This is a genomic window from Streptomyces sp. NPDC005808, assembly GCF_042871385.1.
Taxonomy (GTDB): Bacteria; Actinomycetota; Actinomycetes; order Streptomycetales; family Streptomycetaceae; genus Streptomyces.
In genome coordinates this window covers 250503-270820 of sequence record NZ_JBIAIK010000011.1, presented here as the reverse complement: position 1 = coordinate 270820, position 20318 = coordinate 250503, and the positions used below count along the sequence as shown (strand labels likewise).

Annotated in this window: 16 protein-coding genes and 2 pseudogenes; 9 read left to right on the top strand and 9 right to left on the bottom strand. The window is 70.1% G+C overall.

Features of this window, described 5'->3' with window-relative positions; genetic code table 11:
* The 5 genes from ACFYPC_RS24840 to ACFYPC_RS24820 form a co-directional block, all read left to right on the top strand.
* A partial coding sequence (locus ACFYPC_RS24840) for an alpha-glucosidase C-terminal domain-containing protein (protein WP_388680052.1) occupies window positions 1-284 on the top strand: 284 nt, incomplete at its 5' end.
* 130 nt (window positions 285-414) lie between these two features.
* On the top strand, window positions 415-1788 hold the full coding sequence (locus ACFYPC_RS24835) for a maltokinase (RefSeq protein ID WP_388680050.1): 1374 nt from the start codon (window positions 415-417) through the stop codon (window positions 1786-1788).
* 103 nt (window positions 1789-1891) lie between these two features.
* Complete coding sequence (gene glgB / locus ACFYPC_RS24830) at window positions 1892-4075, top strand: 1,4-alpha-glucan branching enzyme (RefSeq protein WP_388680099.1); 2184 nt, start codon at window positions 1892-1894, stop codon at window positions 4073-4075.
* A gap of 146 nt (window positions 4076-4221) precedes the next feature.
* A complete protein-coding gene (locus ACFYPC_RS24825) occupies window positions 4222-5115 on the top strand; it encodes a Gfo/Idh/MocA family protein (protein WP_388680048.1) in 894 nt (297 codons plus the stop codon).
* Between the two features lie 189 nt (window positions 5116-5304).
* Window positions 5305-6246 (top strand): ATP-dependent DNA ligase, encoded by a 942-nt coding sequence (locus ACFYPC_RS24820; RefSeq protein ID WP_388680045.1) that lies wholly within the window; start codon window positions 5305-5307, stop codon window positions 6244-6246.
* Between the two features lie 36 nt (window positions 6247-6282).
* On the opposite strand, the pseudogene ACFYPC_RS24815 reads toward ACFYPC_RS24820, so the two are convergent.
* From ACFYPC_RS24815 to ACFYPC_RS24805, 3 genes and pseudogenes are all read right to left on the bottom strand, one after another.
* Window positions 6283-6381, bottom strand: a pseudogene (locus tag ACFYPC_RS24815) (DUF6479 family protein); the annotation flags it as partial.
* A 72-nt stretch (window positions 6382-6453) separates the two neighbouring features.
* Complete coding sequence (locus ACFYPC_RS24810) at window positions 6454-7269, bottom strand: methyltransferase domain-containing protein (protein WP_388680042.1); 816 nt, start codon at window positions 7267-7269, stop codon at window positions 6454-6456.
* 38 nt (window positions 7270-7307) lie between these two features.
* Window positions 7308-8618 carry an MFS transporter gene (locus tag ACFYPC_RS24805; RefSeq protein WP_388680040.1) on the bottom strand — a complete coding sequence of 437 codons (1311 nt, stop codon included), beginning with the start codon at window positions 8616-8618 and terminating at the stop codon, window positions 7308-7310.
* A 416-nt stretch (window positions 8619-9034) separates the two neighbouring features.
* On the opposite strand from ACFYPC_RS24805, the pseudogene ACFYPC_RS24800 reads away from it, so the two are divergent.
* Both ACFYPC_RS24800 and ACFYPC_RS24795 read left to right on the top strand, forming a co-directional pair.
* Window positions 9035-11197: pseudogene (locus tag ACFYPC_RS24800) on the top strand (SpoIIE family protein phosphatase); the annotation flags it as partial.
* Window positions 11198-11453: 256 nt separating this feature from the next.
* On the top strand, window positions 11454-11759 hold the full coding sequence (locus tag ACFYPC_RS24795) for a SpoIIE family protein phosphatase (RefSeq protein ID WP_388680096.1): 306 nt from the start codon (window positions 11454-11456) through the stop codon (window positions 11757-11759).
* Window positions 11760-11888: 129 nt separating this feature from the next.
* Here the strand turns inward: ACFYPC_RS24795 and ACFYPC_RS24790 are convergent, their stop codons facing one another.
* A complete protein-coding gene (locus ACFYPC_RS24790) occupies window positions 11889-12560 on the bottom strand; it encodes an NUDIX domain-containing protein (RefSeq protein ID WP_388680037.1) in 672 nt (223 codons plus the stop codon).
* A 107-nt stretch (window positions 12561-12667) separates the two neighbouring features.
* On the opposite strand from ACFYPC_RS24790, the gene ACFYPC_RS24785 reads away from it, so the two are divergent.
* A complete protein-coding gene (locus tag ACFYPC_RS24785; RefSeq protein WP_388680034.1) occupies window positions 12668-13036 on the top strand; it encodes a hypothetical protein in 369 nt (122 codons plus the stop codon).
* 3 nt (window positions 13037-13039) lie between these two features.
* Here ACFYPC_RS24785 and ACFYPC_RS24780 read toward each other — a convergent pair whose 3' ends face one another.
* The 5 genes from ACFYPC_RS24780 to ACFYPC_RS24760 all read right to left on the bottom strand — a co-directional run bounded on the left by ACFYPC_RS24780 (window position 13040) and on the right by ACFYPC_RS24760 (window position 18135).
* Window positions 13040-13783: a fibronectin type III domain-containing protein gene (locus ACFYPC_RS24780; protein WP_388680031.1), complete on the bottom strand. Its 744-nt coding sequence runs from the start codon at window positions 13781-13783 to the stop codon at window positions 13040-13042.
* Window positions 13784-13793: 10 nt separating this feature from the next.
* The gene (locus ACFYPC_RS24775; protein ID WP_388680029.1) at window positions 13794-14396 is read right to left on the bottom strand and encodes a hypothetical protein; all 603 of its coding nucleotides are present in this window, start codon (window positions 14394-14396) and stop codon (window positions 13794-13796) included.
* Window positions 14397-14544: 148 nt separating this feature from the next.
* The gene (locus ACFYPC_RS24770) at window positions 14545-16437 is read right to left on the bottom strand and encodes a discoidin domain-containing protein (protein WP_388680027.1); all 1893 of its coding nucleotides are present in this window, start codon (window positions 16435-16437) and stop codon (window positions 14545-14547) included.
* A 329-nt stretch (window positions 16438-16766) separates the two neighbouring features.
* A complete protein-coding gene (locus ACFYPC_RS24765) occupies window positions 16767-17762 on the bottom strand; it encodes a LacI family DNA-binding transcriptional regulator (RefSeq protein WP_388680024.1) in 996 nt (331 codons plus the stop codon).
* Between the two features lie 115 nt (window positions 17763-17877).
* Window positions 17878-18135, bottom strand: coding sequence for a universal stress protein (locus ACFYPC_RS24760; protein WP_388680022.1), 258 nt, complete (start codon window positions 18133-18135; stop codon window positions 17878-17880).
* A gap of 364 nt (window positions 18136-18499) precedes the next feature.
* On the opposite strand from ACFYPC_RS24760, the gene ACFYPC_RS24755 reads away from it, so the two are divergent.
* Entirely contained in the window at window positions 18500-20296 is a 1797-nt protein-coding gene (locus ACFYPC_RS24755; RefSeq protein ID WP_388680020.1) for a coagulation factor 5/8 type domain-containing protein, read from the top strand.
* Window positions 20297-20318: the final 22 nt, after the last annotated feature.

Below are 20318 nucleotides of genomic sequence, written 5' to 3'. Positions count from 1 at the left end.
CCGCCGTCATCGCCTTCCTCCGCGAATACAAGGACGACCTCGTCCTGTGCGTCCACAACTTCTCCCGCTTCGCACAACCCACCGAACTGGATCTGCGGGAGTTCGACGGCCGCCACCCGGTCGAGCTGATCGGCGGCGTGCGTTTCCCGGCCATCGGCGAACTCCCGTATCTGCTGACCCTCGCAGGTCACGGCTTCTACTGGTTCCGGCTCCGTCGCACAGTCGCCCCCACCGTCATCAGGCGATCCCGACCGTCTGCCCCTGACCCAGGCCGCTGCCCCTGATCCCGATCGCCTGCCCCTGATCCAAGCCGCTGCCTCTGGTCCCGATCTCCTGCCCCTGATCCCGACTGCGAGCCCCGAATCCCGACCGCGTGCCCTCGTAGACCGCCCGCCCTTGAAAGGACGTGTCGCCATGCAGAAGACCGCGCCGCACCGTCCGAGCGGCCTCAGCACCGCTCCGCTGCTCACGTCGCTCGCCGAGCTGCTGCACGCATGGCTGCCACGGCAGCGCTGGTTCGCGGGCAAGGGCCGCGCCGTCACGGATCTGACGCTGGTGTCGACGACCGAGCTGTACCCGGGGTGCCTGCACCTCCTGGTCCGCACCGAACTTTTCGGGCAGCCCGCCCACGGCCGCACCGGCACTCCCCCGCCCGACGACTGCTATCAGCTCCTCCTGGGGATGGGGAAGGCCCTGCCGCCCAGCCTCGCCCACGCCGTCATCGGACGCCCGAGCAAGGGTCCACTCGCCGACCTGATCGTGTACGACGCCCTCCACGATCCCAAGGCGGCGGGAATGCTCCTGGAGCGGCTGCGCACCACGGGAACCGCGGGCCCCCTGCGTTTCGAACGCGACGCGCGATTCGCGGTGCCCGCGGGTCTCGCCCCGCGTCTCCTCGATGCCGAGCAGTCCAACTCCTCGCTGGTGTACGGGGATTCGTTCATCCTCAAGGTCTTCCGCCGCGTCCAGCCCGGCATCAACCCGGACCTGGAGGTGCCGGCGGCACTGGCCCGGCAGGGCTGCACCCGGGTACCCGCGCCCGCGGCCTGGATCCGGACCTCGTATCCGCGCGAGGCGACGCTCGGCGTCCTCCAGCCGTTCCTGCGCGAGGCCGACGACGGCTGGACCCTGGCGCTCCAGTCGCTCGCCTCGGGACGGGGGTTCACGGCCGAGGCGTACGAACTGGGACGCGCCACCGCCGAGGTTCATCTCGCCCTGGCCACGGCTTTCCCCGTCGACGTCCCGAGCCTGCGGCAGAACCGGCGGCTCGCGGAGGGAATGAGCGAGCGTCTGGGCGCGGCCGCGCGTTCCGTGTCCGAACTGCGGCCGTACGCGCCCGGCCTGCAGTCCGCCTTCGACACGCTGGCCGCCCTCGAATCAGCGGTCCGTCCCGCACAGCGGATTCACGGGGATCTCCACCTCGGGCAGGTCCTGAGGGCCGGCCGGCAGTGGTCGGTCATCGACTTCGAGGGTGAACCGGCCCGCCCGCTCGCCGAGCGCCGCCGCGTGCAGTCCCCGATACGCGATGTCGCGGGCATGCTGCGCTCCTTCGACTACGCCGCTCTGTCCCGCCATCCGTGGCGCCCGGAGTGGGCGCAGCACTGCCGGGAGGCCTTCTGCGCGGGTTACGCCGCCGAGGCGGACTGGGACCCCCGCGAGGAACCCGAGCTGCTGCGCGCGTACGAGACGGACAGGGCCGTGTACGAGGTGCTGTACGAGGCGAGGCACCGTCCAGACTGGCTGCCCGTGCCGATGGCAGCGGTCAAGCGCCTCGCCGAGGGCCGCTGACATGCGCCGGACGACCACCCCCACCCATCCCGTTTACCCCCTTGAGGAGGCTGAAGCCGTGACAGTCCGCACCGCATCGGTCGGCGTACGGCCGGCCACTTCGATGGACGCATCGCTGGACACCGCGCTGGACGCGACGGACCGGGCGCGTCTGCTGTCGGGCACCCATCACGATCCGCACGCGCTGCTCGGCGCACACCCGGTACCGGACGGCGTCCTGTTCCGCGTACTGCGTCCGTACGCCCAGGCCGTAGCCGTGGTGGTGAACGGACTGCGCAGCGAGCTGGAGGACGTGGGCGACGGGCTCTTCTCCGGCGTACTGCCCCTCGACACGATCCCCGAGTACACGCTGTCGGTGACGTACGACGGCACGGAGTTCGCGGCGCAGGACCCGTACCGTTTCCTGCCCGCGCTCGGCAAGCTCGATCTGCATCTGATCGGCGAAGGACGACACGAGGAACTGTGGCGGGCGCTCGGCGCCCACCCGATGACCCACCAGGGCGTCGCCGGCACCCGCTTCACGGTGTGGGCGCCGAACGCCCAGGGAGTCAGGGTCTGTGGGGAATTCTGCCACTGGGACGGTGCAGCGGGATATCCGATGCGGTCGCTCGGGTCCTCCGGGGTGTGGGAGCTGTTCGTGCCCGCGATCGGTGACGGCGAGCTCTACAAGTTCGACATCACCCGCGCCGACGGTTCACGCACCCTGCGCGCGGACCCGATGGCCCGGCGCACCGAGGTCCCGCCCCACACCTCCTCGATCGTGACGTCGTCGTCGTACACGTGGGACGACGACACCTGGATGGCGACCCGCGCCGCACGTCCCGTGCACCAGGCGCCCTTCTCCGTCTACGAGATCCACCTGGCGTCCTGGCGCCCGGGACTGACCTACCGCGAACTGGCTCAGGAACTCCCTTCCTACGTCGCCGACCTGGGCTTCACCCATGTGCAGTTCATGCCGGTGGCGGAGCATCCCTTCGGCGGCTCCTGGGGCTACCAGGTCACCGGCTTCTACGCCCCCACCGCACGGCTGGGCACCCCCGACGACTTCAAGTACCTCATCGACGCCCTCCACCAGGCCGGCATCGGCGTCCTCATGGACTGGGTCCCCGCCCACTTCCCCCGCGACGACTGGGCGCTGGCCGAGTTCGACGGACGCCCCCTCTACGAACACGAAGACCCCCTCCGCGCCGCCCACCCCGACTGGGGCACCCTCGAATTCGACTACGGCCGCCGCGAGGTCCGTAACTTCCTCGTCGCCAACGCCGTCTACTGGTGCGAGGAATTCCACATCGACGGCCTCCGCGTCGACGCCGTCGCCTCCATGCTCTACCTCGACTACTCCCGCGAACCCGGCCAGTGGACCCCCAACGAACACGGCGGCCGCGAAAACCCCGACGCCGTCGCCTTCCTCCAGGAAATGAACGCCACCGTCTACCGCCGCAACCCCGGCGTCATCATGATCGCCGAGGAATCGACGGCGTGGGAGGGCGTGACACGGCCGACCGCCGACGGGGGCCTGGGTTTCGGCCTGAAGTGGAACATGGGCTGGATGCACGACTCCCTCGAGTATGTGGAGCGTGAGCCGGTCCATCGCAGGTATCACCACAATGAAATGACCTTCTCCATGGTGTACGCCTACAGCGAGAACTACGTCCTGCCCATCTCCCACGACGAAGTCGTCCACGGCAAACGCTCACTCGTATCGAAAATGCCCGGCGACTGGTGGCAACAACGCGCCACCCTCCGCGCCTACCTCAGCTTCATGTGGGCCCACCCCGGCAAACAACTCCTCTTCATGGGCCAGGAATTCGCCCAGGGCGCCGAATGGTCCGAAACCCACGGACCCGACTGGTGGCTCCTGGACCCCGCCTACAGCGCCGAACCCGACCACCGCGGCATCCGCGACCTCGTCCGCGACCTCAACACCACCTACCGACGCGAACCCGCCCTGTGGCAAAGGGACACCGACCCCCAGGGCTTCACCTGGATCGCCGGCGACGCCGCCGACGACAACGTCTTCGCCTTCCTCCGCCACGACACCGACGGCACCCCCCTCCTCGCCGTCTCCCACTTCTCCCCCGTCGTCCGCCACGGCTACCGCCTCGGCATCCCCGACGACATCCCCGCCTGGCACGAAATCCTCAACACCGACGCCACCCACTACGGCGGCAGCAACGTCCTCAACCCCGACCCGGTCAAACCCGAACCCCAAGGCGCCCACGGCCGCCCCGCCAGCATCCAACTCACCCTCCCCCCACTGGCAACCATCTGGCTCCGACCCGCATAAAGCCCTTCTCCGCCCCATGAAACGTCGGGACGTCCGACACCTGACGGGACACAGGCCCGCGGCGGTCCGCCCACCGACACCCTCCTGGTCGAAGCCGTGGCCGACGTGGTGAAGTTGGTGCGTTCACACCGCAAAGGAGACTTCTCGTGACCGGCGCATCGCTTCCCTGGAACCATTCACCAGTCAAGGTCGGCCTCGTCGGCGCCGGGCCATGGGCGCGTGCTGTGCATGCGCGGGTGCTTGCCGCCGGGCCCGAGACCCAGCTGACTGCGGTGTGGGCGCGCCGCAGCGAGGCGGCCCGTGAGACCGCCGCACCCTACGGAGCCGAGGTCGCCGCACGCTTCGAGGACCTGCTCGACACCTGCGAGGCGGTCGCTTTCGCGGTTCCACCCTCCGTGCAGGCTGAACTCGCCTGCCGTGCCGCCGAGGCGGGCAAGGCGCTGCTCCTGGAGAAGCCGCTCGCGCTGGACCTGCCTTCGGCGCAGCGTCTCGCCGACGCCGTCGATGCGGCGGGCGTCGTCTCCCAACTCGTCCTGACGAGCCGTTACCACCCGTCCACCCGGCAGTTCCTGGCAGCCGCCCAGAGCGTCGGTGCCGTGGGAGCACGCGCATGCATGTTGACCGGTGCCTTCCTGGGCGGCGAGTTCGCAACGCCCTGGCGTCTCGAACACGGGGCGCTGCTGGACCTCGGACCGCACGTTCTCGATCTGCTGGACGCGGCCATGGGGCCCATCGTGCGGGTGCGCGGCGCCGGAGACCCACGCCGTTGGATCGAGCTCACCTGCGAACACGCAAGCGGAGCGGTGAGCCAGGCGTCAATGTCGGGATCCGTCACCGTCGAGCAGGGCATCATGCGGATCGAGTTGTTCGGGCCACAGCCGGAACTCGTGTACGACGGCGCCGCGCTCGACCACGAGGAGAGCTGGCCCGTGCTGCGCCGGGAGTTCGCCACCAACGTGCGTACGGGAAAGTCCGGTGAGCTCGACGTCCATCGCGGGCTGCATCTCCAGAACCTGATGGCCCAAGCGCTGGGCATATGAGTTCCCACCGGTGAGCCGCCGAGGGCCGACGCCTCAGTGGCGTGTCCCATCTCTGTGGGCCGGCCGGTCACGAACCATGTCCAGGGTTCACCGGCGACGACGCCGTTCAGGCGAAAGGGCCGGCCAGGGCGAGTGGGCGACCGGCGGCCTGTCGACAACACACCTGTGAGACTGCCGCGGATCGCTCCCATGCTCGCCACGCCCGGCGGCCTGCCCCCCACCGGGCAGGACACCCGATGGGCGTACGAGACCAAGCACGACGGCCAGCGTGCGGTGATCTATCTGCCCGGGGACGGCAGTGTGGTGCTGCGCGCGCGGTCGGGAGAGGACATCACGGCCGCGTATCCGGAATTCGGTGCGCTGGGCGGCGCGCTGGGCCAGGTTCCCGCGGTTCTGGACGGTGAGGTCCTGGTCCTGGACGAGCAGGGGCGTGGTGATTTCCAGCTCCTGCAGTCCCGCATGGGGCTGGCCAGGTCGCCGGCCAGGGCCTCCCGGCGTGCGGCGGAGACGCCCGCGCATCTCGTCCTGTTCGACGTCATGTTTCTGCGGGGCGACCTCACCTCACTCCCCTACGTCGGGCGGCGACGGGAGCTGGAGGGGCTTGCCCTCGGCGGGCCGTTCTGGTCGACGCCGTCCGCGCTCGTCGGCCACGGGGAGCTGGCGTTGCGGGCGACGCGCGAGAGTGGCCTGGAGGGGCTGGTGTGCAAGCGGTTGGACTCCGTGTACGAGCCAGGGGTGCGCTCGCGCTCCTGGATCAAGATCCGCAACGCACGCACCGTGGACGTCATCGTCGGCGGCTGGGTCCCCGGCAGAGGACGGCTGTCGGGGCTGCCGGGCGCCGTACTCGTCGGCCAGCGTGACGCCGGGCGGCTGCGCTACGCCGGGAGTGTGGGCACCGGCTGGAGCGAAGCCGAGCGGTCCGAACTCGCCGAGCTGTTGCGGGCCGCCGAGACCGACAGCTGTCCCTTCGACGGTGTCCCGCCGGTGGCCGCGGCGCACTGGGTCACGCCGCGGCTCGTCGGTGAGGTCCGCTACAGCACCCGTACGAGGGCGGGGCTGTTGCGGCAGCCGTCGTGGCTCCGGCTGCGCACCGACCTGGCTCCCGACGACTCGGCAGCCGACTTCCCGTAGGACTGCGAAAGCGGCGCCGAGACGATGTGTCGCCCCGGAGGCGGGAAGCGTGGGCTGTTCTTCCGCGGTGGGCGGAGGCGACTCCTGGCTCGGCGCCCTGATACCCAGCCGGACAGCCCAGATGAGGCCGGCCACGACGGTATTCCGTCGAGCACTCTTGTTCGCCTTATGCACTGTCTCTCCCACGGGCGGGGAGCGACATCTCTTCTACGGGCGGTGCGCGACCGCTCCGAACATCGTCACCGACATGTGAAGTGCCCCCTGCTCGGCGGCCTCGGTGAGGTCGGCGTACAGGCGGTCGCGCTGTTCCTCGGTGATCAGTTCACGGCGTACGGCGGACTCGCCCAGCATGCGGATCAGCGGCCAGGCCACCGACGTGTGGTCCTGGAGAAGCGCCTGCGACCCGCGGTCGTCGATCACCAGCCCGGCCGCCGTGAGTCTGCCGACCACTTTGCGCCCGGAGTAGGGGTCGGCCGCCGCGGACAGCGCGCCGGAGGTGATCGCCGCGACGGTCTCGGGCTCGCCGGGGTGCAGGATGGTGGTCGCCCAGTCGGTGTCGAGGAGGGCGACGCGGCCACCGGGACGCAGGACGCGCGCGATCTCGGCGACGGCCTTCTCCGGCTCCACCAGGTGTTGGAGCACCCGCTCGCACCACACGATGTCGACGGAGGCGTCGGGCAGGTGCAGGACGAGCGCGTCGCCGTCCACGAAACGGGCCTGGCTGCCGGCCGCCACCGCGCGCTGCTCGGCCACCATGCGCAGGCCGTTGTTCGGCTCGATGCCGAGGACCTCGCCGTGCGGGCCGACAGCGGCCGCCAGTGCCTGGGTCTGTGATCCGGTGCCCGAGCCGATGTCGATCGCCCGTTCTCCGGGGCGTGCGGCGACCGCGGTGTGCGCCCACGCGCGGAGCCGTTGTACACCGTCGTTGGTGTCCTGGGCGTCCAGGGCGGCCACCAGCCGGGCAACGCTCTCGGCGGTGATGTTCCCCGCGTGGAATTCCGAGGTAGGTCGTGTTTCCCCCATGCGGGTCACTCTATGACCGACGAGGGCGGATCCGCCCGTCAGATCGTGTAACGCCTCAGAGCCGGTGTGGCTGTGGCCAGGACCAGCATGGCCGCGATCACCAGCAGGCCGCCGCCCACGACCGCGGCGCGGGCCCCGAAAACCGAACCTCCGGTTCCGTGCAGGACGTCGGCGAGGCGGGGGCCGCCCGCGACGACGACCGTGAACACGCCCTGCATGCGGCCGCGCATCTCGTCCGTGGCGGCGGAGAGCAGGATCGCGCCGCGGAAGACCATGGAGACCATGTCGGCGACTCCCGCCGCGGCGAGGAAGACCACCGCCACCCACAGGCTGGTGCTCAGCCCGAACCCCGTGATGGCGGCTCCCCAGGCCACCACCGCGACGATGACCATGAGGCCGTGTCTGCGGATACGGGAGAACGTGCCGGACGCCAGGCCGCCGAGCACCGCGCCGATGGGGATCGCCGCGAAGAGGAGACCGAGCGCGAGCCCTTCGCCATAGGGCGCGTACGTCTGGGCGGCCAGTTGCGGGAACAGGGCTCGGGGCATGCCGAAGACCATCGCGATGATGTCGGCGAGGAAGGACAGCAGCAGCACCTTGTGCAGCGCGATGTAGCGGAAGCCGGCGGCGACCTCGCGCCAGCCGGCCCGCTTGGACGCCGCCTCCGTCAGGGGCGGCAGTGCCGGGAGCCGTACGACCGCCCACACGGTGACGCACAGGGCCACCGCGTCGATCAGATAGAGCTCGGCCAGGCCGATGACGGGGATGAGTGCGCCCGCGAGCAGCGGTCCGGCGACCAGGCCGGTCTGCATGACGGTCGAGCCGAGCGCGTTCGCCGCGGGCAGTTCGTCCGTGGGGACGAGGCGGGCGATGGAGGCCTGGCGGGCTGGGGAGTTCAGGCCGAAGAACGCCTGCTGGAGGGCGAGCAGCACCATCAGGACGAGAACGGAGTCGAGTCCGGCGGCGGCCTGTATCCAGAAGAGCACCGACGTGACGGCCATGCCGGTGTTGGTGATCAGAAGCAGCTTGCGCCGGTCCATGCTGTCGGCGATCGCGCCGCCCCACAGCGCGAAGACCACGAGGGGCAGCAGGCCGGCGATGCTGGCGTAGCCGACCCATGCCGAGGAGCCGGTGATGTCGTAGATCTGCTTGGGCACGGCGACCGCGGTGAGCTGACTGCCGACGGACGTGACGATGGTCGAAGTCCACAGGCGGCGGAACGCCGGGCGGCGCAGCGGCGTGGTGTCCATGGCCCAGCGACGCCATCCGCTCCCGTTCACGCGCGCCGGACCCGCTGGCTCGCCATCCGTTCCGGGGTCGCTGTCCGTACCGCTCTTGCTCGTGTCCACACTCGTCCTGGTTGCTAGTTACATCTTTGCCTGCAGGGATCACTATGACCGAGCGGGATCCCTGCGCGTCGGCGGGGTTCAAACACGTGTGCCCTTTCCAGGCGTACTGCGGTCAGGCTCCCGCGATCACCATCGCTCCCAGGGCGGCCATCGTCGTGGCGCGACGTACAAGGACAGGCTCGCCCGGACTGGTTCCCGAGGCACTCTGCGCCGGGCCGGATTCCTGATTCACTCGCTGCGGAGCGGCTCCTGAATTCCTGTGAACCGGGTATCTTCGCGCTGGGCACAGCAGATCGCGACGGGCGCTGACGACCGGACCGATCTGCGCTCCGGTGGGCGTCGAGGTGCGGTCAGGGGCCTGGCGGGCGCATTCTTGCTGTGATACTCCCTGGCGGCGGGCGGACGAGGGCAGACCGATGACTGGGAGCGCCGAGCACGAGGTCCAGGCGCTGGAAAGCCTGCCCGCCTTGCTCACCGGGGCCGTGGCGGATGCCGTCCGGGCGGCCCGCGGCTTCGCGGGCGGCGTCTATCTGCGGTCGAGCACGCCCGGACTGCTGCGGATGGCCGTGCTCGCGGGTCTGCCGAGTCAGCTCTTCCGCTCCTGGTGGCGGATGCACGTGGACCTGCCGTTCCCGGTCGCCGACGTCCACCGGCTCGGCGAGGAGGTACTGCTCACCGATGCCACGGAGACGATGCGCCGCTACCCGCAGCTGGCGGCCGGGCTGCCGTTCCCGTTCGGTTCCCTTTACGTCCCCGTCGTGGGCGCGTCGACGTCCTTCGGGGTCCTGACGGTACTGCGTCCGTCGGCCTCGGACGCCACCGAGGTGCTGCCCGACCGTGACCGGATGACGGCGGTGGCGGACGGGCTGGGCGCCGCTCTGGCGGCGCTGGACAAGGACGGGCCCGAGGTCGTCGTCTGGGACGACGAGCCGCTGTGTGTGCAGGCGCCCTCCGACGGTCCTTCCGCACGCTGTGTCGGAGGATTCACCTGGGATCCGCACGACGGCACGGTCATTGCCGACGACGCGCTGCTCGCCACCACACCCGGCGGGTTCGCCGGCACGACGCAGGCGCTGGCCGACGCCCTGTCCCACGAGGATCCCCGCCTCCTGCTGACCGCCCTGCGGGAGACGGCCGCCGGCCGCCCGCCCGCTCAGCCGGTGCCGGTGCGCACCGCGTCCGCCGAGCTGCGTCTGCTGGCTCTGGGCACCTCGGGCACAACGCCCGGACCGCCGTACCGGGTGAGCGGCGCGATCATCGATCCCGGCCTGGGCCTGGCCGCGGAAGGGGCGGCGGATCTGCTGCCGGAGGGCGTGTTCGCACTCGACCGGCTCGGGATGATCACCTACGCCAACCCGCGCGCCGCCGAACTCCTCGGCCCTCCTCGCACGGAGCTGCTGGGGAGGCCCCTGTGGGAGGCCGTGCCCTGGCTGAACCGGCCGTCGTACGAGGATCATGTGCGCGGCGCCCTGCTGTCGCCGGATCCCGTGCACTTCCAGGTCAGACGCCCGCACGGGAACGGTCGTGGGCAGACACCGGGGCGGCACAGCGGTGAGTGGCTCACGATGTCCATCTACGCCGGGCCGAATGGCCTGACGTGCAAGCTCGTGCCCATGGGGCGGGTGGCGGACGCAGCCGAGGGCGACCCCTTCGAGGCCACGGGCCGACGGGGTGCCGAGGTCGACGAGCCGACAGACGGCGCACCCACGACGGCGTCCCCGTACCGGCCCATCGTCCTCGCCATCGCACTGACCGAGGCGGTGACCGCACGCCAGGTGTCCGAGGTGGTGATGCGGGAGCTGCTGCCCGCGTTCGGCGGCCGCCGACTCGCGATCTATCTGCTCCAGGACCGGCGCCTGTATCTGGCCTGGGAGAACGGCTTCCCCGAGGGGTTCCTCGCACCCTTCGACGGCGTGGGCCTCGACACCCGGCTGCCGGGCGTCGAAACGCTCACGAGCGGCCGACCGCTGTTCTACGAGTCGATGCAGCAGCTCTCGGCCGACTATCCCGGCATCGCGCTGGACGCCGAGGAGGGATCCCGGGCCTTCCTGCCGCTGATCGCCTCGGGGCGGCCGGTCGGCTCCTGCATCCTCGGTTTCGACCGTTCCCGTGCCTTCAGCACCGAGGAGCGTACGGTTCTGACCGCGCTCGCCGGGCTGATCGCCCAGGCCCTTGAGCGGGCCCGGCGCTACGACAACGAGGCCGCTCTCGCCCGCGGTCTCCAGGAGGCCCTGCTCCCGCACCGCCTCTCCGCGCACCCCCTGGTGACCACCGCCGGGCGGTATCTGCCCGGCACCCTGGGCATGGACGTGGGCGGCGACTGGTACGACGTCGTGGAGGCGGGCGACGGGCTGGCCCTGGTCATCGGCGACGTCCAGGGGCACGGAGTCCAGGCCGCGGCCACCATGGGCCAACTGCGCAGCGCGGTAAGGGCGTTCGCGCTCAGCGACCGCTCACCTGACGAAGTGATGAGCGGCACCAACCGGCTGCTCATCGACCTCGACCCCGGCCAGTTCGCCAGTTGCTGCTACGTACGTCTGGACCCGGTCACCGGTATCGCGCGGGCCGCCCGGGCCGGGGGGGGGGGGGGGGGGGGGGGGGGGGGCGCGCGGGCGCGGGGGGGGGGGGGGGGCGCGCCCCCCCCCCCCCGCCCCCCGGCCGCGCCCCCCCCCCCCCGGGCCCCCCCCCCCCCCCCCCCCGGCCGTGCCCCCAGGGGGCCCCTAGGCCCGGCCCCCCCCCCCCCCGGGCCCCCCCCCCCCCCCCGGGCCCGGCCCCCCCCCCCCGGGGGGGGGGCCCCCCCACGGCCGTACGGAGATCCTGGATCTGCCCGGCGGGGTGGTGCTCGGGGTGGATCCGCTGGCCCAGTACCCCGTGACCGAACTGCTGCTGGAGCCCGGGGCCGTCCTGGCCCTCTACACGGACGGTCTGGTCGAGCGGCCCGGCACCGATATAGACGAGGGCGTCGAAACGCTCCGCGCGAACCTCGCCCGAGCGAACGTGCGGCGAGGCCGGGCGGGCGGCCCCTCCGTGTCCGCCGCCGCCGACCTGCTCACCGCGCAGGCCAGGCAGGCCACCGAGCGTCCCGACGACATCGCCCTCCTCCTCACCACACGCCGGTCCCCGAGCGGCGATGACACGTAGGCCGGGTCCCGCCCGCGTGTCACCTCCCGTTCGGGCCCGAAGTCCGCAGGCCCGAACGGGAGGCTGGACCGTGAAGAGCACAGCAAGTCACGACATTCGGTGCCCCCGGTCAGAGGCCGACGGAGAATGTCACCGGCCGGAATCCTTGAAGGGGCCCTCCAGAGCCGCCCATTGCAACAGCATGATGGTCTTCGCGTCGGCGATCTCGCCGGTGCGGATCATCTCCAGGGCCCGACGAAAGGGCAGTTCGACGATCTCGATGTCCTCGCCCTCCTCGTCCAGCCCGCCACCTTCGTGGGTACGGGTCGAAGGGCCGTAGGAGGCGGCGTAGAAGCTGACCCGCTCGGTGACCGAGCCCGGGCTCATATAGACGTCGAAGACGTGGTGGACGTCGCCGACGGTGTGCCCGGTCTCCTCGATGACCTCGCGGCGCACGGCGACCTCGGGATGCTCGTCGTCCTCGTCGAGCAGGCCGCCCGGCGTCTCGACCAGCATCCCGTCAGGGTGTCCGTTGACGTACACGGCGTAGCGGAACTGCCTGGTCAGCAGGACGGTTTCGCGGTCGATGTCGTACAGGAGGAGGGTGGCTCCGTTGCCGCGGTCGTGCGTCTCTCGCTCCTGGGTGCTCCAGGTGCCGTCGGTGTGCTGGAAGTCGAAGGTCGTGGTGCGTTCCACGTACCAGTGGCTGGACAGGAGTGTCACCTCCCGGATCTTGATCCGGGGGTTGCCGGTCAGGTCGCGGCCGACCTGGTCGAGTCCGGTGCGGCCCCGGCGGTCCGGGGTGTCGATGCCGGCGGTCATCGGGCGGGGTTCTGGCGGGAGCGGGATCGGTTGTTCACGCCGACTGTCTACCATCACGGCCCGAACACCGAACCCACAGTGGGGGATCGCCCGTCTAGGCTCACGGCATGGAACAGACCGAGATCATCCTGCGAGCCATCGGCGTCCTCACCGAGACCAACGCCATGGTCCGCAGGATCGCCCAGTCCGACGACGACGCCGCCGATGACAGCGAGGTCGAGTCGACCGAGACCCAGCTCGGCGCGCTCGTGACGGAGGTTTTCCCCAGGGTCGAAGTGCCTTCCGACGCTGGACCCGCCGAGGCGGGCCAGGCCGTCGCGGACGCCTACCTGCCCGCCACCATCTCGCTCGTGGGCGCCTTCGCCTTCCTCTTCTCCGAACTCGCCGACCTCCACGACTCCGGACGCACCGACGTCAAGACGGCCGACCTGCTCCAGGATCTCGCCCTGCGCATGTCGAGGGCCGACAACGCGTAGGAGTCATTCGCCGGTGGTCAGGTGGACCACGTTCGACACTTCACCGTAGGTGAATGCCCGGACGCGGTACGAAGCCTGCTTCTCCGTGGGCAGGGTGATCAGTCCGGTGGAGTTGATGTCGGGATCGAGGACCACGAGGGGCTCGTACTCGGAGCTTTCCGGCGTACGAGCCTCCAGGAGGAAGCCTGCTTCGTCGGATGCGTGGTCCGTCCATGTGAACAGGATGCCGTTCGCATGCTTGACCACGGCCTTGAATCCGGTGGGTGCCCCGACACCGGAGTTGTCGAGGGGCCGGCCCGGGACCACGCGTGCCGGGTCCTTTCGGGCGGGGAGCCAGTCATGGCCGGAGTTCTCGTCCGCTTGTGTCAGTTCCCCTTCCGGAAGAGAGACCGTCAGCGGGGCCGAGGCCGGGCCGTCAAAGGCGCGGAGCCGGTAGAAGAAGGTCGTGCTCGGCATCAGTTCCGGGTGCCGGTAGGCCGTCACCCCCGGCGACAGGTACTGGAGGACGGTGTACGGACCCGACTCCTCGGTGGCGAACTCCAGGGCGTGCCCTGATGCTCCTGAGCTGTCCTTCTGCCAGCTCAGATCGATGTCCGTGGGAGAGGTGAGCGAGGCGCGCAGCGCGGAGCCCGCTGCTGCGGCGGCGGCAGCGTCGCGACCGGCCTCGTCTGTCGTCTGCGGCGCGGAGCAGGCCGACAGTGCCAGCAGGAGCACTGTCGGCGCTGCGATGCGCAGGGTCGTCCGCATCCGGTGACCGCTACTTGCGCCAGAACTGGACGTTGCTCCAGACGACGGTCGCCGGTCCGGTGCCGCTGTCGGTGCGGTAGGCCCCGAACTTGTCGTAGAAGCTTCCGGAGGGGCTGGCATAGGTGTGCTGGAGCGAGCCGTTGATGTAGGTGCGGTGCGAAGTGCCCACCTGGTGGACGGTGTTGACGCGGACCGTGGACCCGACGGTGCCCGCGTTGGAGAGCGTGGCGCCGCCGTGGACCGCGTAGAGGCGTCCACCGCGTTCAACCGCGAGCATGAAGTACGGGCCCGCCGCCGACTCGTTGAACGTCTGCTTGAGGCTGATCCGGGTGCCACTGAGGCTGGAGATCCTGAAGTAGCCCTCGAATTGCCGCGTGCCGCCGGTGTACGTGGCGTACCGCCGCTCGGCCCGCTGGTCCCCGCTGGCGGTGGAGCAGGTGAGCGTGAACGTCAGGCCGGAGACCGTACCGCAGCCCCGCTCCTGCACCGTGTACGTGGGCGAGACAGATGTCCAGCCGCCGGGTTCCACTTCGGCGAAGGCCGTCGGCGCGGCCAGCAGCGATGCGGCGCACACCGCGCCGGCCACACCGAGTGTTCGAAGACGTGTGAGCATCCGGGCTCCCTTGAGTGGGGGGTGCTGGTGTTCATGTGGGTGAACCTCAGCCCAGTCTTTGAACGGATGACTGGAAGGTAGGACTAGACCAAGTTTTCGTCAAGAGGCCCTGCCACCACCCGTCTTCACGGCTTCACAGCGATCGGTGTCACCTCTTCTGCTCGACGCGCACCCAGTCGATCTCGGCCTGCACTCCCCCGGCCGCGACCTTGTCCACGCTCGACTGCGGCAGACCCCAGTAGGGCGTGGTGACCTGGTTCCAGCCCGCCGGATAGGCGCCGCCCAGGGCGAGGTTGAGGATGACGTACTGGTTGTGGTTGAACACCCACTGGCCGCGGGTCGACTCCAGCTTGTTGCGCGTCGTCTCCTGGACGAGCACGTCATCGACGTAGAACCGCATGCCCGTCGGTGTCCACTCCACCGCGTAGTTGTGCCACGCGTCCACGCGGCCTCCGGCGGGGAAGATCTGGCGGGCGCCGATGTTGCCGTCCGCCGAGTAGCCCGGGCCGTGCAGGGCGGTGCTGGTCCAGTCCGCGTAACCGACGTTCTCCATGATGTCGGTCTCGCCGGACGCGGGCCACGACACGTTCGGATCGTCGACGTCGCTGCCGAGGAGCCAGAAGGCGGGCCAGAAGCCGTCGCCCACCGGCAGTTTGATTCGGGCGCTGACCTTCCCGTAGGTGAAGTCGAACTTGGTGTTGGTGTCGATGCGGCCGGAGGTGAAGTCGTAGGTTCCGGCCGGTGTCGCGGTGCAGTCGTTGCAGTACCTGGACTTCAGCAGGAGACTGCCGTTCTGGGTGACGATGTTGTTGGTGGAGTCGACGTATGCCTGGGACTCCCCGTTGACCGGGCCCATCTCGTAACCGGTCCGCACGACCCGCCACTTGGAGCGGTCCAGGCTCGCCCCCGTGAAATCGTCGAAGAACGTCGTCTGGTACGTGCCCGACTGCTCACCGGGCAGGGCCGGGTACGCGGCCGCCGCGCTGCCTCCGGTGCCCCAGACCTGGAACTCGTAGAGCGAGTAGCCGAACTGGGCGGTCGCGGGCGCCGGGTTGTAGAAGGAACGGCGCTCCTTGCCGAGCATCCGCACATACCGTCCGGTCGTCGGCGTGGCCAGCGTGACGGTGTCACGGCGGCCCACCGCGTCCGCGGGGGACTTCACATCCGCGCGGCGGGCGGCGACCTCCGCCGCAGACGGCTGGTAGACGGTCCGCCAGTTCACGTTGTCGTCGGAGACCTGGAGTTGGTAGTCGACGGCGTAGGCGGCCTGCCAGTACAGGTCGACCGAGCTGATGGTCGAGGTGGCACCCAGGTCGACGGAGACCCAGCGGTTGGCGTTCCAGTCGCTGGACCAGCGGGTCTGGTCCGCCTTGAGGTCGGCCGGCCAGCCGCCGTCGGTGACGAAGGCGGGTGAATTACCCGCGTGCTGGTAGAGGTTGGAGTAGGCGGGGTGGTTGAGGGCGAGGTTGGTACGGGTGGTCGAGGCCGGGGCCGGTTCGCCTCCGTAGATCTTGAACGCGAACAGCGAGTAGCCGTACGACGTGGCCCGCTCGACGCCGCGCATCCGGACATACCGGCCCGTGACTTCCTGCGGGTAGGTGTGCGCTGTGACCGATCCTCCGGTGCCGGCGGTCTCTGTGTAGAAGGGCGTCCAGTCGGTGCCGTTCTTGGACACCTCCAGGACGTATCTCTTGCCGTAGGCCGCCTCCCAGTCCAGGACGACCCGGTCGATGCGGAGGGTGGTGCCGAGGTCGACGCGGATCCATGCGTCGTCCGCGAACTGGCTGGACCAGCGGGTGGCGGCGTTGCCGTCGAAGGCGAGGCCGGGGCCGGTGCCGGCGTTCTCGCTTCCCGAGGCGGTGACCGCGGCGGGGTTCACGGCGTAGGCGGCAGCGGCCTGGTCGGCGTCCCAGGCCGCGACGGCCGCGACGGATTCGGCCGCCGGGCCGGCGAAGGCCTGTCCTGCCGCCAGCAGCGACAGGGCGGACAGGGTGGCCAGCGCGGTCATGACCGTGCGTGGAGGTGCGGTACGGGATGGCATGCGGCTCTCCTAAGGAGTTGGGGGTGCCAGTGCTCCGTGCGGGTGTGCGGTGGTTCGGCTCTGAAGCCGACGTCCTACGGTGCGGGGAGCTCGGACGTCGACGTGCTCTGGTGCTGCCGGTCATCTCCGCCCGGCAGTGCGGGGGGGGGGCGCTCAGCGGCGGCCGGCCAGGGGGTCTCGTTCGGATCACCAGGTCCGCGACGTCCGGCACGGCAGCGCGCCGCGTCGTCGCATCACCCGGGTACGCCCAGTACGCGGCTCATGCTCCGCGCTGCGATGCATCGCGCCCTGCGCCGCGGCCTGATCCGAGGTGATTCAGACGGCACCCCCTAGGCCGCGGGCGCCGACCGGCGCGTGATCATTTCCGTGGGCAGGACGACGGGAGCGGTCGGTAGTTCCTCACCCGCCAGGCGGGTGAGAAGCATGCGTGCGGCCGTCTCCCCCATCTCCCGCATGGGCTGACGGACCGTGCTCAGTGAGGGCTCGGTGTGCGGGGCCATCGGGATGTCGTCGAAGCCGATCACGGAGACGGCCCTCGGCACGCTGATCCCGGCGTCCCGCAGTGCGCCCAGTACGCCGACCGCAGCGAGGTCGTTGTGCGCGAAGACAGCGTCGAACTCCCGTCCCTCGGCGAGCAGTCGGCGTACGACCTCGCGGCCGTCGGTCTCGGTGAAGTCGCCCTCGACCACCAGATCGAGCCCGAGGCCGTGCTCGGCGAAGGTGGCCCGGAATCCGGCGAGCCGGTCGCGTACGCAGCCGAACCGAGCGGGCCCGGTGAGCACCAGTGGCCTGCGCCGGCCACCGGCCAGGAGGTGGCGGGCCGCCGAGGCCCCGCCCTCGAAATTGGTGGCCGTGACCGAGGGGAACTCGGGGTGGTGACCGCGGTCGTCGATCAGGACGACGGGCAGCCCCTCGCGGTGCAGCGCCGTCAGCATGTCGAGGGTGTTCTCCGGCTCCACCACGAGCAGGCCGTCGAAGGCGCGCGCCGACACCTGGCTGGTGAAGCGACGGACGGATTCCGTGCCCCGGTTGCAGGTGAACAGCAGCAGGCCGAAGTCGGCGGCCTCCACGGTGTCGACCACACCCTGCAGTACCTCGCCCATCCACGGCCAGGTCAGCGAGGGCACCAGCATGCCCACGGTCCGGCTGCTGCCCCGGGCCAGCCCGACCGCGCCCGAACTGGGCACGTAACCCATGCGGTTGATGACCTCACGGACTCGGGCGGCCGTCGACGCGTCGACCTCGCCCCGGGTGTTCAGCACCCGGGAGACGGTTGTCTTGCTCACGCCCGCCGCGTGTGCCACGTCGGCGATGGTCACAGCCATGACTGCCTCCCGGAACACGGGGTCGCGTCTTCGCGCCCAGGGCCGGTACCGGTTCCGGAACCGGTTCCGGCGCTGGGCGGCGAGTCAACCGGACTGTCATGTTGTCGTCAATAGTTCACGCCAAAACTGCTTCCGCCTCACCCCAACACGGCTGCTGCGTACGGGACTTGAACGCCGTCGGACATGGTGGTGTCGTACGCCGATAGTCGTGTGTATGAGCAGCCCGCAGCGAAGAGCCGACGCGCGCATTCCCGGGCCAGGCGTACACGACCCGCAGGGGCAATCGGCGCCGGACTGCTTCCCTGCCTGCCCACGCCACGGCCGCCCGGCTCTCGTCCGAACCGTCCACGCCCACGCCCACGCCCACGCCCACGCCCACGGTGATCGGGTGCGTCGTGCATCCGCCTCTCCCTGCTTGCCGGGACCTCTGTAGAGCGCTCTCACGAGAAGGCGCGGGGGGTGCTGAGGCGCGGCTACCCCGAGGATCGCGTCCAAGCATCGCCCGCCGTTCGCGCACCTCTTGAACGCGATCGCCACTCCGCGCACGGAGTCCACGGTCGCATATGCGTATGAACTGCCTCACAGCACTGCCCACTTGACCGTTCACTCAGCAACAACCTGCGGGATACCGGTCACAACTCTTGACGCCCGGTTCACACGGCTGAAGCATGCAACGTCAAGAGAGCGCTCCCCGCACCTTCCCCCGTTCACTTCCTGAACCAGGAGAGTCGCCCCCCATGCCTTCTGACTTCACAGATTCCTCGGACTCCGTCCCCTCCACGCCTGCTCGCCGGTCCGTTCTCGGAGCGATGGCCGCCGCGGCGGCCGCACCCGCGCTGCTCGGCCTGTCGACGCCGGCATCCGCCGCACCCGTCAAGCCACGGGCCCTGCCCGGCGGCGGTGACCTCGGCCCCAACGTCATCGTCTTCGACCCCTCGACCCCGGGCATCCAGGCCAGACTTGACCAGGTGTTCGCGCAGCAGGAGTCGGCCCAGTTCGGCACGGGCCGCTACCAGTTCCTGTTCAAGCCGGGCACCTACAACGGGCTCAACGCCCAACTCGGCTTCTACACCTCGATCTCGGGCCTCGGTCTGTCCCCGGACGACACCTCGATCAACGGCGACATAACCGTCGACGCGGGCTGGTTCGGCGGCAACGCCACGCAGAACTTCTGGCGTTCGGCGGAGAACCTCGCGATCACTCCCGTCAACGGCACGAACCGGTGGGCCGTCGCGCAGGCCGCGCCCTTCCGGCGGATGCACGTCAGGGGCGGGCTCAACCTCTCCCCCAACGGCTATGGCTGGGCCAGCGGCGGCTACATCGCCGACAGCCGCATCGACGGCTCGGTCGGGCCGTACTCGCAGCAGCAGTGGTACACCCGCGACAGCTTTGTGGGCGGCTGGCTCAACGCCGTCTGGAACATGGTGTTCTCGGGCGTGGAGGGCGCACCCGCGCAGACCTTCCCGACTCCGCCGTACACCACGCTGGACACCACGCCGATCTCCCGCGAAAAGCCGTTCCTCTACCTCAACGGCGCCGAGTACCGCGTCTTCCTGCCGGAGAAGCGCGTCAACTCGCGCGGCACCACCTGGGGGGCGGGTACGCCTCGCGGTACGTCACTGGCGCTGACCCAGTTCTACGTGGCCAAGCCCGGTGTCACCGCCGCCACCCTCAACGAGGCACTCACGCAAGGCCTCCACCTGCTGCTGACGCCGGGGATCTACCACCTCGACCAGCCGATCCAAGTCAACCGCGCCAACACCGTGGTCCTCGGCCTCGGGTACGCCACCCTGATCCCGGACAACGGTGTGACCGCGCTCAAGGTGGCCGACGTCGACGGCGTCCGCCTCGCGAGCTTCCTCATCGACGCCGGCACCGTCAACTCCGCAACCCTGCTGGAGGTCGGGCCCACCGGGGCTTCGGCGAACCACTCCGTCAACCCGACCACCGTGCAGGACGTCTTCATCCGCATCGGCGGCGCGGGCGCAGGCAAGGCCACCACCAGCATGGTGATCAACAGCCGCAACACCATCATCGACCACACCTGGGTCTGGCGCGCCGACCACGGAACCGGAGTCGGCTGGGAGACCAACCGGGCCGACTACGGCGTCCGCGTCAACGGCAACGACGTGCTGGCCACCGGGCTGTTCGTCGAGCACTTCAACAAGTACGACGTCCAGTGGTACGGCCAGGGCGGCCGCACGATCTTCTTCCAGAACGAGAAGGCGTACGACGCGCCGAACCAGGCCGCCATCCAGAACGGCGCGATCAAGGGGTACGCGGCCTACAAGGTCGCCGACACCGTGACCACGCACGAGGCCTGGGGCATGGGCAGCTACTGCTACTACAACGTCGACCCCACGATCCTCCAGCACCACGGATTCGCGACGCCGGTCAATCCGAACGTGAAGTTCCACAACATCATGGTCGTCTCACTGGGCGGTCAAGGGCAGTACGAGCGCGTCATCAACGACACGGGCACGCCGACCTCGGGTACCACCACCGTTCCGTCGGTGGTGGTCAACTTCCCCTGACCGCACCAATGTCCGGAGCCTG